Source organism: Streptomyces sp. NPDC001700, from assembly GCF_053596435.1.
On record NZ_JBSFGE010000007.1, the window covers coordinates 129192 to 142490 of the forward strand.

Here is a 13299-nt window from a genome sequence, read left to right on the forward strand (position 1 = left end):
AGGGGGCTCGTCCGAGGACCGAGGGGCGCGGCCGCCGTGCTGCCGATACATGCTCGGGGCGTCGGCGGCGGGGCGTGCGAAGTCGATCCGGTGACCCGGATCGCCATAAGAAGTGTACGGGACCCGTGCGGTGCCGGGTGACGGCGATATCCACAACCCGTGGGTAGTCCCCAGTTCGCGTCCATGATCCACCGGATGCGGCGATTGGCGTCACCGTGGGTGACATGCGACGGCTTGGTGCGGTGTGGGCTCTTGCCCTGTGCGTTCTGTTGTGTGTGGTGCGGGCCCCGGCCGCGGTGGCGGCCCCGGGATCCGAGGGCCGGTCATGGCCGGTGGCGGGCCCGGCGGGGGCGGCGCGGCCGGCGGTGCTGAGGGTGTGGCGCCCGCCGCCCGCGCCGTGGGCGGCGGGCCACCGGGGGGTCGATCTGGCGGCGCGGGCGGGGCAGCCGGTGCGGGCGGCGGGCACGGGGCGGGTGAGCTTCGCGGGGCCGGTCGCGGGGCGCGGGGTGCTCACCATCGAGCTGTCCGGGACCGGAAAGCCCCCGCTGCGGACGTCCTACGAACCGGTGCGGGCCACGGTCGCCAGGGGCGCGCGGGTGGCGGCGGGGCAGGTGGTCGGGGTGGTGGAGGCGGGGCCGTTCCACTGCGCGGCCGGGTGTCTGCACTGGGGGCTGCGGCGCGGGGACCGCTATCTGGATCCGCTGTCGCTGCTGCCGCCGTCGATGCTGCGGGGCGGCCCATCCCGGCTGCTGCCGGTCTTCGGCGTCCCGGTCGCCGGGGAGTCCACGGCGGCGTCACCTCCGCGAATCGCCGGGTCGCGCCCGCTTCTGGCGGCGTCCGCCTCCCCCACCGGACCGTCGGACCTGGCACCGGCCACGGCGCTGGCGGCCGCGGCCGCCTACGCCGGACGCCGCCTGCGCGGCCAGGTTCGCTGGGCGCGCGGCGGGGCTTCGGCGGTCAGCCGCGCACGCCGTTCAGGACCATGGCGACCGCCGCCTCCGTGATGCGCTCGGGGTCCTCGGCGGCTCCCAGTTCGGTGCGGCGGACCGCGGCGTCCACGACGCCCTGCAGCAGCACCGCGGCAAGGCGGGGCTGCTGATGGCCGAGGGCACCGAGGGCGTCGACCACCATGCCGATCAGCCCGCCGTGGGCGGCGCGGATCTTCTCGCGCGCGCCCGCGTCCAGCTCACCGGCCGAGATCGCCACCACCGCACGGTGGCGGCGGTCGCCGACGAGGGCGAGTTGTCGGCGCACATACGCCTCGACCTTCGCCTCGGGCGCACCGGCCTCCTCCATGGCGGCCTCGACCTCGGCGGCCCAGACCGGGAAGTCGACGGCGCACAACTCCTCGACCACGGCCGCGCGGGAACGGAAGTACTCATAGACGGACGAGCGGGCGAGGCCCGTGCGCTCGGCGAGTGCGGGGAAGGTCAACGCCTCCGTACCGCCCTCGGACAGCAAGGAGCGGGCGGCCTCCAGCAGGGCGCCGCGCTGCATCGTCCGGTGCTCGGCCACTGAGGCCGCTCGAATCCTGGGCACGCCACCACTGTACGGAGACGTCACGGTCACGTCACGGCGGCGGCGATCCCGGCGGGACGATTCAGCGTCCGACGTCGGCGAGTTTGGCGCGCAGCTGGAGCACGGACTTGGTGTGGATCTGGCTGACCCGGCTCTCGGTGACCCCGAGGACCTGGCCGATCTCGGCCAGGGTGAGCCCCTCGTAGTAGTAGAGCGTGACCACGGTCTTCTCCCGCTCCGGAAGGGTGTTGATGGCGCGGGCGAGCAGCCGGCGCAGCTCCCGGTCCTCGGCCACCTCGACCGGGTTGTCCGCGGCGGTGTCCTCCAGGGTGTCCATGAGACTGAGCCGGTCGCCGCCCTCACCGCCGACGTGCAGCAGCTCCTCCAGGGCGACCACGTTGGCCAGCGACAACTGGCTGAAGACCCCGTGCAGTTCGTCGACGCTGATGTCCATCTCGGCGGCGACCTCGGCCTCGCTGGGGGTGCGGCGCAGCGCCGCCTCCAGCGTGGCGTACGCCCGCTCGACCGCCCTGGCCTTCTGGCGGACCGAGCGCGGGATCCAGTCCAGCGCCCGCAGTTCGTCGATCATCGCACCGCGGATGCGGGTGATGGCGTAGGTCTCGAACTTGATGGCGCGCTCGGGGTCGAACTTCTCGATGGCGTCGATGAGTCCGAAGACACCGGACGAGACGAAGTCGGCCTGCTCGACGTTGGAGGGCAGCCCGACGCTGACCCGCCCGGCCACGTATTTCACCAGGGGCGAGTAGTGCAGGATCAGCTGCTCCCGCAGCCGCCCGTCGCCCGTGGCTTTGTACGACCGCCACAGCTCGTCGAGCGAGGACGGTGCCGCGGGGCGCACCGCGCCGCGGGCAGCGGGCGGCGCCGCGCGGTCAGACCCGGAGATGTGCTGGGGCATTCGTCGCCTTGAGCCGTTCTGCCATGACATGGGTGAGGTCGTACGCTTCCACCGGAAACCTTGTGAGCGTAGCGTGACTGCGGCGTCGCGGTATGCGAAGGGCGTCGACTCGGCGGTCTGCGGATACGGTCATCGCCTCAACCCTTTCACCCGATTGCCCCGATTTGGGGGATCGCCTCGCCGTGTGCCGTCACTACGGCGTGCGGGCGGCGCCAACTGCCAGCGGTCGCCATGGCGTTCGACGAAACCCAGGGCGAGCAGTTCATAGAGCCGGCCCACGGCCTCCTCACAGCTCGTCCCGGAATCCCTGGCCACCTCACGTCCGTCGTTGCCGCCCTGTGCCGACAACGCTTCCAGCACCCGTGCCGTCACGGGATCGAGCAGGTCCCGCTCGACGAGGGGCCCTTCCCGGACAGGGGCGAGATCCCCGATGGCGCCGATCAGCTCGGCGACTTCGTCGGCGTCGGTGACCAGGACGGCCTCGCCGCGCAGCAGTTCATGGACCCCCGCGGAGAGCCCGCTGGTGACCGGGCCGGGCACGCCCATGGTGGACCGGCCGAGCTGCTGTGCCCGGCGGGCGGTGACCAGCGATCCGCTGCGGTACTCGGCCTCGATGACGACCGTGCCCCGGGTGAGCGCGGCGATGACCCGGTTGCGCAGCACGAAGCGGCTGCGGGTGGGATGCGCGCCGGGCGGTAACTCGGCCAGTACCAGCCCCTGTTCCGCGATGCGCTCGATCAACTCGGCGTGCCCCCGCGGATAGGGGGTGTCCACGCCGGAGGCGAGCACGGCCACGGTGGCCCCGCCCACGGCGAGCGCCCCACGGTGCGCCGCGCCGTCCACCCCCTGGGCCGCGCCGGAGACCACGACCCAGCCCCGCTCGGCGAGCCCGGCGCCCATCGTCGCCGCGACATGCGCGCCGTAGTCGCTGCAGGCGCGCGCCCCCACCACGGCGACCGAGCGCAGCGCCCACATGCGCAGCGACGCGGGGCCCCGCACCCATAACCCGACCGGGCGAGCGTCCCCCAGGTCGTCGAGCTGACCGGGCCACTCCATGTCCCCGGGGCAGATGAACCGCCCGCCCCGGGCGGCGATCAGGGCGAGGTCGGCCGCAGGGTCGAGCCCGGCGGCCCGCAGCGCGCATCCGGCCAGCCGGGACGGGCTCGCCCCGGGCGGCGGCTCAGCCTCCCCGGTGAGCGCCCGCCACAGGCCGACCGGCCCCAGCCCGCGCAGCCAGCGCCCCACCGCTTCGTCGCCGGGCTCCACGAGCCGGGTGAGGGCCGCGCGCGCCAGCCGCTCCCCGTCGTCCACGCCCGGCCCTGGGTCCATCGCGGGTGACGGCCGGGGCGCCGCGACCGGGCCTCCCGCCGGGAAGGCGGCCATCAGCACTCCCCCGCGCCGACCGGCACCCCGCGGGCCACTCCGGTGCGCAGCTGGAGGGCCTGGGCGACGTCCGGCGCCAGCGGCCGGTCGTGCCCGGCGAGGTCGGCGACGGTCCAGGCGACCCGCAGCACCCGGTCCAGGCCACGGGCGGTGAGCAGCCCGCGCTCCATGTCGCGCTCGGCCTCGCGGAGCGCCCCGGGGCAGGCCTGCCAGCGGGTGCGCAGCTCATGGCCCGGCACCTCGCTGTTCAGCCGCCAGGGGGTGTCCGCGAGGCGCGCGGCGGCCCGCTCCCTGGCCTCGCGCACCCGGGCCGCGACCTCGGCGGTGCTCTCCGCCGTGCCGCGCGCCCCGGTCAGCTCGGCCCGGCTCACCGCCTCGACACGGACGCGCAGGTCGACCCGGTCCAGCAGCGGGCCGGAGAGCCGCGACTGATAGCGGCGGACCGTCGAGGGCGAGCATTCGCAGCCGTCCCCCAGCAGCCCGTGCCGCCCGCATGGGCAGGGATTGGCGGCCAGCATGAGCAGGAAGCGCGCGGGCATGCGCATCATGCCCGCGGAGCGGGCGACCACCACATGGCCCGATTCCAGCGGCTGCCGCAGGGCGTCCAGCGCCCGGCCGCTGAACTCCGGCGCCTCGTCCAGGAAGAGCAGCCCCCGGTGGGCGAGCGAGACCGCGCCCGGCCGTGGCAGCCCGTTCCCGCCGCCGACCAGGGCGGCCATGGTCGCCGAGTGGTGCGGCGCGCAGTACGGGGGTGTCTCCACCAGGGGCTGGCCCGGTGGCAGCACCCCGGCCACCGAGTGCACGGCGGTGACCTCCAGCGCCTCCTGCTGGGTGAGCGGCGGCAGCAGCCCGGGCAGCCGCTCGGCAAGCATGGTCTTGCCCGCGCCCGGTGGCCCGACGAGAAACAGATGGTGGCCCCCGGCGGCGGCGACCTCCAGCGCGGTGCGCGCGGCCCGCTGCCCGGCGACCTCGGCCAGATCGGGCCGCCCCGCCCCGGCCCCGGGGAGCGCGGCCACACCGGTGCCCATGCCCGCGCCGGGCATGGTGAGCCCCGCCAGCATGGGATCGGGCCGCCCGGCCTCCAGCGGCTCGTCCTCCTCGGGGACCGGTTCGTCGGTGAGGACCGCGATCAGCTGGCGCAGGCTCCGCACGCCGAGCACCGAGACGCCCGGCACCAGGGATGCCTCGGCCGCGGTCTGCTCCGGGACGACGACCTGCCGGTATCCGGCCTCGGCGGCCGCGAGCACGGCGGGCAGCACCCCGCGCACCGGCCGGACCCGGCCGTCCAGACCCAGCTCCCCGATCATCATCAGATCGGCGATCTCCCGTGGGTCGATGCGCTCGGCTGCGCCGAGCACCGCGCAGGCCACGGCCAGGTCGAAGCCGCTGCCGCCCTTGGGCACGGACGCCGGGCTGAGCCCGACCGTGAGCTTCTTCTGCGGCCAGGCGTCACCGGAGTTGACCACGGCGGCGCGGACCCGGTCCCGGCTTTCCACCAGGGACTTGTCGGGCAGACCGACCAGGGCGAAGGCGGCCACGCCGGGCTCCAGGTCGGCCTGGACCTCGACCACCACGCCCTCGACCCCGACCAGGGCGACCGAGCAGGTGCGGGCGAACCCCATTCAGGCCACCCCCCGCATGTGCTCGACCACGGGCGCGCCGCGCCGTGGCAGCACCACGCCCACCAGGTCGATCCGCACACCCTCAGGCGGCGGCCCGCCGTGCCGCTCCAGCCAGCGCTCGGCGAGGCGGCGCAGCCGGTCGGCCTTGCCGGGCCTGACCGCCGCCGCCGGAGGTTCGTACCCCTCCGCGCGACGCGTCTTGACCTCGCAGACGACCAGCGCCCCGGCGTCCAGCGCGACGATGTCGATCTCGCCGTCCCGGCACCGCCAATTGCGCTGCAGGACGGTCATACCGGCCTCGGCCAGCCGGCGCGCCGCCAGATCCTCGCCGTAGCGGCCCAATGCTCCCCGGGCGTTCATTCGGCACCACCTCCGGCACCGACTGTGACGCCCCCGCCCCGAATTCAGGGATCTTGGTGGATTTCTGTGGACGGCCCGCCGCTGGTGGAGAACTCGGCCACCCGGAAGAGTGAGTCAGCCGAGGAAGGCCGGGTCCGGAAGATCAGCCCCCCGGAAGGTCGAGGTCGCTCTTGTTCAGCTCCTCGATATTCACGTCCTTGAACGTGAGTACGCGTACCTGCTTGACGAACCGCGCCGGTCGGTACATGTCCCAGACCCAGGCGTCCGCCATCGACACCTCGAAGAAGACCTCACCCTGGACCGAGTGCACCTGCATCTCGTAGTCGTTGGTGAGATAGAAGCGGCGCTCGGTCTCGATCACGTATTTGAACAGACCGACGACATCGCGGTACTCCCGGTAGAGCTTCAGCTCCATCTCGGTCTCGTACTTCTCGAGGTCCTCGGCGCTCATGGCATGTTCCCCTTCAGCCGTGCGTCCCCCCATTGTGCGTCAGACGCGCTCAGTCTCCAGGATCACCGGTGTAGTGGGCGGTCCCTGTTCCAGCAGCGTACGCAACAGTCCCACGAGCCGGGTCGGGTATACCGGCTCGGTCGCCCCGGCCAGCTCCTCCACCGTCCACCAGCGCGACCCGGTCATGCTGCGCCGCTCCAGCTCCGTCAGCCCCTCAGGGCGCGTCGTGGTCTGCTCCGTACGGGCCAGGTAGTACCACTCGTCCTGGTCCCAGCGGCGGCCGTAGAACGGGAAGGAGCAGGTGCGCCGCCACAGCAGCGGGCCGAGCCGGACATCGGTGATCCCGGTCTCCTCCGCCAGCTCGCGCAGGGCGGCCTGCTCGCGGCTCTCGTCGCCCTCCAGCCCGCCACCCGGGGTGAACCACCAGGTCAGCGAGGGGTCATCCGGTTCGAAGCCGTGCAGCAGCAAGATCCGGTCTTGGGGATCGAGCAGCACCACCCGGGCGACCTTCCGCAGCGGCGCCGCCTCCGCGCCGGTCCCGTCGGTTCTGTCAGCCTTGCCAGCCCCGTCAGCCACTGGCCGCCACCTTCTCCCGCGTCTCGTCCCGCCGGGTGGTGCCGCCTCCCATCCGGCGCGCGACCGGTCCGTAGGCCGCACCTCCCAGGATGAGCACGGCGCCGGTCAGGACCGAGACCAGGACGATCCGGAGCGGACCGGGCTGTGAGACCCCGCCCGGCAGCTCCTTGAACAGCTCAGGGCGCTCCATCATGCCGAAGGCCCCCAGCGGCCAGGCGGTGGCGTCCACCCGGGCCGTCACGGCGTCCGTGGGGACGGCTCCATGGCTGCTGTCGCTGAGGTGCACCCGGGAGTCGAGGGAGTCGCTGCGGTGGTCGCCCATGAGGAACAGGCGTCCCTTGGGCACGGTGGTGGAGAACCGGGTCATCGAGGCCGGTTCCTTGGCCTGCAGATACGGTTCTTCGAGGACCTTGCCGTCCACGGTGATGCGGTTCTGCTTGTCGCAGCACACGACCTTGTCACCGCCGACCCCGATGACCCGCTTCACCATCGGCAGGGCGCCCCAGATCTCGTCCTGGAAGACGACCACATCACCGCGGCGCACCTCACCGCCGTCGATGCGCTCCGCGAGCACCCGGTCGCCCTTGCCGATGGTCGGCGACATCGAGTCGGTCGGGACGCTGTACGGCTTGTAGAGCACCGCACCCCAGGCGAAGCCGCCCAGGAACAGCACACAGCCGACGGCCACCGCCAGCCCGGACAGCACGGCGCCCAGCCTGCTGCCCCCCGCCCCTCGGGCATCACTCATTCCAGTGCTCCCACCGTGTCCAGCAGACAGAGAAGGCCATGTTCCGCATGCCCCATGGCACGGGATCGCACCTTACCCGCGGTACGGGCGTCAGTCAGCCGTCCCCCGCACCTTCGCCGCCTGCCTGCGACGACGCCACAGCACGAGCGGCACCGCGCCCGCGAGCCCGAGCGCCGAGGGGGCCATGGAGGCCGCCGCGCTCAGCCCCGGCTGCTCGAAGGTGCCCGGGATCGACAGGGCGGACCAGCGGTTGATGGGCCAGGCGACCACGATCGCGCGCCCGACGACGTCGTCCACCGAGACCGTGCCGTTGTGCAGGTTCTGGTGGTAGCGGGAGTCCAGCGAGTCCTGGCGGTGGTCGCCCATCACCCAGATCCGGTCCTTGGGCACCTTGATCGGACCGAACGGCTTCTCGTCACACGGAGTGTTCCCGGGGAAGATGTACGGCTCGTCCAGCGGCTTGCCGTTGACCATCACCTTGCCGCCGCGCCGGCACGAGACCGTGTCCCCGCCGGTCGCGATCACTCGCTTGATCAGGTCCTTCTCATCGGCGGACGGCATCAGACCGACGCGGCTCAGCGCCTCCTGGATGCCCTCGGCGATCGGGCCCGCGTCCTGCGTCTGGGTCTCGCCGAGCCAGCCGCCCGGGTCGTGGAAGACGACCACCTCGCCGCGCTCCGGCTTCGAGCCGAACCACGGAGTGAGCTTGTCCACCAGCACCCGGTCGCCCCGCTGCAGCGTGTTCTGCATCGAGTCGGACGGGATCGAGAAGGCCTGCACCAGGAACGTCTTGATCAGCAGCGCCAGCACCAGCGCGATGAAGATCAGGATCGGCAGCTCCTTCCAGAAGGAGCGCACCTTCCTGCCCTTCGCGGGCCGCCGCCCGGACCCGGCCGCCTTGCCCTCTTCCTCGGAGCCGGTCTCCCGCTCCGCGCCGGGCCCGGCCCCGGGCCCCGGCCCGGGCGGTCCCGAAGGGCCGGAGGGCGGGGTGTCAGCCGGTCCGGCCTCGGGAGCGCCGCCCGGTGCCGGGGACGCCCCGGGCGCTTCCGGTGCCTGGTCCGCGGTCCCCTCTCCCCTCGTACCGGGCCGCCTCTCGGGCTCTTCGTGACCGGATCGCGCGCCGACCGCCAAGTCCCCCACATTCACTCCTCACGCCGCTGCCGCCTGCTCCACGAACGGCGCAGGCCCACCACTCCCATAACGAGCGGGAGTTCCGCAGGGGTCGGGAGCTGGATCATTCCTTGCTGATCCATGGGGGACAGCCTATGCGGCGCACCGCTCACCTGTGTCGCCCCACTCGGCGCGTCCCGCACGGACGCGTACGTTCCGGGCTCCTCCAGCTGCCGCATGTGGCCGAACGGCCATGCGATCACCACGGCCCGGCCCACCACGCTCTCATCCGCGACGGTGCCCTGGTACGCCTCGCCGAGGTGCACCCGGGAGTCCGCCGAGTTCGACCGGTGGTCGCCCATCATGAACATCCGCCCCGCGGGGACGGTCACCTTGAACTTGCGCTGCGACGGCGCGTTCCCCGGGTACAGATACGACTCGTTCAGCGGTGTCCCGTTGACCGTGACCCTGCCGTTCGTGTCACAGCATGCCACCGTGTCGCCGCCGACGGCGACCACCCGCTTGATCAGGTCCTGCTCGTCCGACGAGGGCAGCAGACCGATGAAGGTCAGGAACTCCTTGCCCTGCTTGATGACCGGCGGATCGTCCTTGGGCGGCTTCCGCTCGTCCTCGAGCCAGCCACCGGGGTCCTTGAACACCACCACGTCCCCGCGGGTCGGCTTGGAGCCGAACCACGGGGTGAACTTGTCGACCAGCACCCGGTCGCCGATCTTGATCGTCTGCTCCATCGAGCCGGACGGGATCACGAACGCCTGGACCAGGAAGGTCTTGAGGACCAGCGCGATCACCAGCGCCACACCGATCAGGATCGGTATCTCCCGCACCGCGGAACGGCGTCTTCTGCGCTTGATCCGCTGCTGCACCCGGCGCCGCTCCGCGCGCGTGGCCAGCCGCCGCTGCCCCGGCTCGCGCTGCGGCCCGTCGGGAGCGGGCGTGGGAGAGGGAGAGGGCGTGGGAGAGGGCCCTGCCCGGCGGGTGCCGGAGCGGGGGCGTCCGCGGTTACCCATGCGCACCACCGGGGACCGCCGCGCCCGGCGCACCGCCGGGTCCTGGGACGTCCGCGAAGGCCTCCGCGCCCCTGACGCGGGACCAGCGGCCGAACGGCCAGCCGATCCAGTCGGCCCGTCCGATCACCTGGTCCACGGGGACGGTGCCGCCGCCCGGCTCGCCGAGGTGGTCGCGGGAGTCCCGGGAGGCGCTGCGGTGATCGCCCATCACCCACAGCCGCCCTTCGGGCACGACGGTGTCGAACGGCACCCGCGAGGCGCTGTCCCCGGGGTACAGATAGTCCTCGTTCACGGGCCGGCCGTTCACCTCGATCCTCCCCCGCTTGTCGCAGCAGACGACCCGGTCACCGCCGACGCCCACCACGCGCTTGATGTAGTCGGTCTCGGCGGGCTCGGCGAGACCGACCGCCGCGGCCGCCGTGCGCAGCGCACCGGTCACCGGGTTCCCGGACGGCCCCTCTCGCAGGAAGGAGCCGGTGCCGTCGAAGACGACAACGTCACCACGGCGCGGATCGTCCCCGAAACGGTAGGCGAGCTTGTTCACCAGCACCCGGTCCCCGGGGCGCAGAGTGTTCTCCATGGAGCCGCTGGGGATCAGGAACGGCTGCACCACGAACCCGCTCACCAGCAGCACCAGCGCCATGGAGACGGCCGCGAGGAGCGCCGCCCGCCGCCACGGCGGCCGCTCCGGGGTATGCGAAGAGCGCGATCGCTCCTCGTGCTCCGGGTCGGAGCGGGAGGAGCGATCGCGCTCCGCGAGCCGTCCTTCGATGTCCATCGGGCCAGAGCCTATCCGGCCCGGCCGGGGCATCCGACGCTAGCTCAGTAGTCGCACAAAACTCAGCGGGTGCGCTTCTCCTTGATCTTCGCGGCCTTGCCGCGGAGGTCACGCAGGTAGTACAGCTTCGCGCGGCGCACGTCACCGCGGGTGACGACCTCGATCTTCTCGACGATCGGGGTGTGCACCGGGAAGGTGCGCTCGACGCCGACGCTGAAGCTCACCTTGCGGACGGTGAAGGTCTCGCGCACGCCGGAGCCCTGGCGGCGGATGACGACGCCCTTGAACTGCTGGACACGCGAACGGTTGCCCTCGATGACGCGGACGTGCACGTTGACCGTGTCGCCGGGGCGGAACGTCGGGATGTCGCTGCGCAGCGACGCGGAGTCGACGTTGTCGAGCAGGTGAGTCATGATCGTCTGCTTTCTTCGCTGATGCCACAGGTCATCAGCGGCATATCGGAATGTTGATTCGGAGTGCCGCCCTCATCGGGCGAGCGTCGGTCCCCCTGTGGCAGGGGCGCACACCCGGACGTACGGCAGCGGCCTATTCTTCCACGGGCCGGTCCGGCCGCCCAAATCGGGCCCGTCCCCCGGTTTCGCCCGCCCCGGGCAGCTCCTCCCAGCCGAGATCGGCCAGGAGCGCCCGGTCGTGCTTGTCGAGCGTCGCCGGGTCGCAGCGCTCGATCAGATCGGGGCGGTGGGCGCTGGTGCGGCGGAACGCCTCGTCCCTGCGCCACCGGGCGATCTTGCCGTGATGGCCGCTGACCAGCACCTCCGGGATGTCCCGGCCGCGCCACTCGGGGGGCTTGGTGTAGACGGGCCCCTCCAGCAGATCGGCCATCGCGCCGGGGGCGAAGGAGTCGTCCTGGTGCGACTCGGCGTTGCCCAGCACACCGGGCAGCAGCCGGGCGACGGCCTCCGTGATCACCAGGACCGCGGCCTCGCCGCCCGCCAGGACGTAGTCGCCGATGGAGACCTCGTGGATCTCCAGCCGCTCCCCGTACTCCTCGATCACCCGCCGGTCGATGCCCTCGTACCGCGCCGGCGCGAAGACCAGCCAGGGGCGCTCGGACAGCTCCACCGCGAGGGTCTGGGTGAACGGGCGGCCGCTCGGGGTGGGCACCACCAGGGTGGGCCCCGGCAGCCCCTCGCCCTCGCCCGACTCGATGACCTCATCCAGCGCCTCGCCCCACGGCTCGGGCTTCATGACCATGCCCGGGCCGCCGCCGTACGGGGTGTCGTCCACCGTGTTGTGCCGGTCGTGCGTCCAGGAGCGCAGGTCGTGCAGGCGGACGTCCAGTACGCCGCGGGCGCGCGCCTTGCCGACCAGCGAGACGTTCAGCGGCTCCAGGTACTCCGGGAAGATCGTGATGACGTCGAGCCTCATGACGACGCGTCCTCACGGCCGGTGGCGATCTCCGCCTCGGCCTCGTCCAGCAGTCCCGGCGGCGGGTCGACGACCGCGCGCTGCTCCTCCAGATCGATCTCCGGCACCATCTCGGAGACGAACGGGATCATCACCTCGCTGCCGTCGGGCCGCTTCACGATCAGCAGGTCCTGGTACGGAAGGTGGGAGATCTCGGAGATCCGGCCGACCGCCGCGCCGTCCACGGTGACCACGTCGAGGTCGATCAGCTGGTGGTCGTAGAACTCCTCGGGGTCCTCCGGGACCTCCTCGGGGTCGACCTCCGCGATGAGCAGGATGTTGCGCAGCGCCTCCGCGCCCGTACGGTCCCGCACCCCCTCGAAGCGCAGCAGCAGCCGGCCGCTGTGCACCCGGCCGGTCTCGATGGTCAGCGGTCCGGCCGAGGCGGGCTCGGTGGCCAGCACGGCGCCCGGGCCGAGCCTCAGCTCGGGCTCGTCCGTACGCACCTCGACGGTGACCTCGCCCTTGATGCCATGGGCACGGCCGATCCGCGCGACAACCAACTGCACGATGCATGTCCCTTTCACGCACACGGGCCGGGGACGGCCCAAAGCCCTCCCCGGCCCGTGCCGGTGCTCCTATTGATCGCCTCTCAGCTGACCTGATCCACGTCGACGAGGTCGACGCGGATGCCACGGCCGCCGATGGCGCCAACAACGGTGCGCAGCGCGCGGGCGGTGCGGCCGTTACGGCCGATCACCTTGCCCAGGTCATCGGGGTGCACCCGGACCTCGAGCACGCGTCCGCGACGCAGGTTGCGCGAGGCGACCTGCACGTCGTCGGGGTTGTCGACGATGCCCTTCACCAGGTGCTCGAGGGCTTCCTCGAGCATCCTCAGGCCTCGGTCGACGCGGTGGACTCAGCGGCCTCGGCCGCCTCGTCCGACTTCTTCTCGGACTTCTTCGCCTTCGGGGTGATGGCCTCACCCTTCGGCTCGTCACCGGCGTCCTTGGCCGCGGCCTCGAACAGGGCGCGCTTGTCGGCCTTCGGCTCGGCGACCTTCATCGGGGCCGGGGCGGGCAGGCCCTTGAACTGCTGCCAGTCACCGGTGACCTTCAGGATGGCGAGCACCGGCTCGGTCGGCTGGGCGCCGACCTTCAGCCAGTGCTGCACACGCTCAGAGTCGACCTCGATGCGCGAGGGGTTCTGCACCGGGTGGTACAGGCCGATCTCCTCGATCGCCCGGCCGTCACGGCGGGTGCGGGAGTCGGCGACGACGATGCGGTAGTGAGGCGAACGGATCTTGCCCAGACGCTTCAGCTTGATCTTGACTGCCACGGGAGTGGTGTCTCCTGGTCTTGACGTGGTTGAGCACTGCGAAGTGCCGCGTGGGGTTGCGGTACCCGAGTGCCCGATGGACGCGTCAGCCGGAGGAGAGAGG

16 protein-coding genes and 1 pseudogene are annotated in these 13299 nt (G+C 72.4%); 1 reads left to right on the top strand and 16 read right to left on the bottom strand.

Annotation, left to right across the window (positions count from 1 at the left end; translation table 11 throughout):
• The first annotated feature begins 224 nt into the window (after nt 1-224).
• Nucleotides 225-1004: a M23 family metallopeptidase gene (locus ACWC5C_RS15790; protein ID WP_450875964.1), complete on the top strand. Its 780-nt coding sequence runs from the start codon at nt 225-227 to the stop codon at nt 1002-1004.
• Here the strand turns inward: ACWC5C_RS15790 and ACWC5C_RS15795 are convergent.
• The 16 genes and pseudogenes from ACWC5C_RS15795 to rpsP form a co-directional block, all read right to left on the bottom strand.
• Nucleotides 958-1497: a helix-turn-helix domain-containing protein gene (locus ACWC5C_RS15795; protein WP_450876154.1), complete on the bottom strand. Its 540-nt coding sequence runs from the start codon at nt 1495-1497 to the stop codon at nt 958-960. The two genes, ACWC5C_RS15790 and ACWC5C_RS15795, sit on opposite strands and share 47 nt — an antisense overlap.
• A gap of 103 nt (nt 1498-1600) precedes the next feature.
• Nucleotides 1601-2434: an RNA polymerase sigma factor WhiG gene (gene whiG, locus ACWC5C_RS15800; RefSeq protein ID WP_358621081.1), complete on the bottom strand. Its 834-nt coding sequence runs from the start codon at nt 2432-2434 to the stop codon at nt 1601-1603.
• A 129-nt stretch (nt 2435-2563) separates the two neighbouring features.
• Nucleotides 2564-3817 carry a DNA-processing protein DprA gene (dprA, locus tag ACWC5C_RS15805; RefSeq protein ID WP_450875965.1) on the bottom strand — a complete coding sequence of 418 codons (1254 nt, stop codon included), beginning with the start codon at nt 3815-3817 and terminating at the stop codon, nt 2564-2566.
• Nucleotides 3817-5439 (bottom strand): YifB family Mg chelatase-like AAA ATPase, encoded by a 1623-nt coding sequence (locus ACWC5C_RS15810; RefSeq protein ID WP_450875966.1) that lies wholly within the window; start codon nt 5437-5439, stop codon nt 3817-3819. The genes dprA and ACWC5C_RS15810 overlap by 1 nt, the downstream gene beginning before the upstream one ends.
• Entirely contained in the window at nt 5440-5799 is a 360-nt protein-coding gene (locus ACWC5C_RS15815) for a YraN family protein (protein ID WP_450875967.1), read from the bottom strand.
• A gap of 142 nt (nt 5800-5941) precedes the next feature.
• On the bottom strand, nt 5942-6250 hold the full coding sequence (locus tag ACWC5C_RS15820) for a DUF2469 domain-containing protein (RefSeq protein WP_009714730.1): 309 nt from the start codon (nt 6248-6250) through the stop codon (nt 5942-5944).
• Between the two features lie 39 nt (nt 6251-6289).
• Nucleotides 6290-6826, bottom strand: a complete 537-nt coding sequence (locus ACWC5C_RS15825) for an NUDIX hydrolase (protein WP_450875968.1) — start codon at nt 6824-6826, stop codon at nt 6290-6292.
• Nucleotides 6819-7574 carry a signal peptidase I gene (gene lepB, locus ACWC5C_RS15830; protein WP_450875969.1) on the bottom strand — a complete coding sequence of 252 codons (756 nt, stop codon included), beginning with the start codon at nt 7572-7574 and terminating at the stop codon, nt 6819-6821. Before lepB (ACWC5C_RS15830) ends, ACWC5C_RS15825 begins: the two co-directional genes overlap by 8 nt.
• Before the next feature lie 90 nt (nt 7575-7664).
• A complete protein-coding gene (gene lepB, locus ACWC5C_RS15835; protein WP_450876155.1) occupies nt 7665-8705 on the bottom strand; it encodes a signal peptidase I in 1041 nt (346 codons plus the stop codon).
• Nucleotides 8605-9712: pseudogene (lepB, locus tag ACWC5C_RS15840) on the bottom strand (signal peptidase I); the annotation flags it as partial. The pseudogene lepB (ACWC5C_RS15840) and the gene lepB (ACWC5C_RS15835), both read right to left, overlap by 101 nt.
• The gene (gene lepB, locus ACWC5C_RS15845; protein WP_450875970.1) at nt 9705-10490 is read right to left on the bottom strand and encodes a signal peptidase I; all 786 of its coding nucleotides are present in this window, start codon (nt 10488-10490) and stop codon (nt 9705-9707) included. The pseudogene lepB (ACWC5C_RS15840) and the gene lepB (ACWC5C_RS15845), both read right to left, overlap by 8 nt.
• Nucleotides 10491-10552: 62 nt before the next feature.
• Nucleotides 10553-10903 (bottom strand): 50S ribosomal protein L19, encoded by a 351-nt coding sequence (rplS, locus tag ACWC5C_RS15850; protein WP_055557941.1) that lies wholly within the window; start codon nt 10901-10903, stop codon nt 10553-10555.
• Between the two features lie 133 nt (nt 10904-11036).
• Nucleotides 11037-11879, bottom strand: a complete 843-nt coding sequence (gene trmD / locus ACWC5C_RS15855; RefSeq protein WP_450875971.1) for a tRNA (guanosine(37)-N1)-methyltransferase TrmD — start codon at nt 11877-11879, stop codon at nt 11037-11039.
• On the bottom strand, nt 11876-12427 hold the full coding sequence (rimM, locus tag ACWC5C_RS15860) for a ribosome maturation factor RimM (protein WP_450875972.1): 552 nt from the start codon (nt 12425-12427) through the stop codon (nt 11876-11878). The genes trmD and rimM overlap by 4 nt, the downstream gene beginning before the upstream one ends.
• 83 nt (nt 12428-12510) lie before the next feature.
• On the bottom strand, nt 12511-12750 hold the full coding sequence (locus ACWC5C_RS15865; RefSeq protein WP_003958958.1) for an RNA-binding protein: 240 nt from the start codon (nt 12748-12750) through the stop codon (nt 12511-12513).
• 2 nt (nt 12751-12752) lie between these two features.
• Nucleotides 12753-13196 (bottom strand): 30S ribosomal protein S16, encoded by a 444-nt coding sequence (gene rpsP / locus ACWC5C_RS15870; protein WP_385439403.1) that lies wholly within the window; start codon nt 13194-13196, stop codon nt 12753-12755.
• Nucleotides 13197-13299: the final 103 nt, after the last annotated feature.

Excerpts from the sequence above, each read along its gene's own strand:
- rplS (WP_055557941.1), bottom strand. The coding sequence starts at position 10,903 with ATGACTCACCTGCTCGACAACGTCGACTCCGCGTCGCTGCGCAGCGAC.
- dprA (WP_450875965.1), bottom strand. The coding sequence starts at position 3,817 with ATGGCCGCCTTCCCGGCGGGAGGCCCGGTCGCGGCGCCCCGGCCGTCA.
- ACWC5C_RS15790 (WP_450875964.1), top strand. The coding sequence starts at position 225 with ATGCGACGGCTTGGTGCGGTGTGGGCTCTTGCCCTGTGCGTTCTGTTG.
- ACWC5C_RS15810 (WP_450875966.1), bottom strand. The coding sequence starts at position 5,439 with ATGGGGTTCGCCCGCACCTGCTCGGTCGCCCTGGTCGGGGTCGAGGGC.
- lepB (WP_450875970.1), bottom strand. The coding sequence starts at position 10,490 with ATGGACATCGAAGGACGGCTCGCGGAGCGCGATCGCTCCTCCCGCTCC.
- lepB (WP_450875969.1), bottom strand. The coding sequence starts at position 7,574 with ATGAGTGATGCCCGAGGGGCGGGGGGCAGCAGGCTGGGCGCCGTGCTG.
- ACWC5C_RS15815 (WP_450875967.1), bottom strand. The coding sequence starts at position 5,799 with ATGAACGCCCGGGGAGCATTGGGCCGCTACGGCGAGGATCTGGCGGCG.
- ACWC5C_RS15820 (WP_009714730.1), bottom strand. The coding sequence starts at position 6,250 with ATGAGCGCCGAGGACCTCGAGAAGTACGAGACCGAGATGGAGCTGAAG.
- ACWC5C_RS15865 (WP_003958958.1), bottom strand. The coding sequence starts at position 12,750 with ATGCTCGAGGAAGCCCTCGAGCACCTGGTGAAGGGCATCGTCGACAAC.
- trmD (WP_450875971.1), bottom strand. The coding sequence starts at position 11,879 with ATGAGGCTCGACGTCATCACGATCTTCCCGGAGTACCTGGAGCCGCTG.
- ACWC5C_RS15795 (WP_450876154.1), bottom strand. The coding sequence starts at position 1,497 with ATGCAGCGCGGCGCCCTGCTGGAGGCCGCCCGCTCCTTGCTGTCCGAG.
- whiG (WP_358621081.1), bottom strand. The coding sequence starts at position 2,434 with ATGCCCCAGCACATCTCCGGGTCTGACCGCGCGGCGCCGCCCGCTGCC.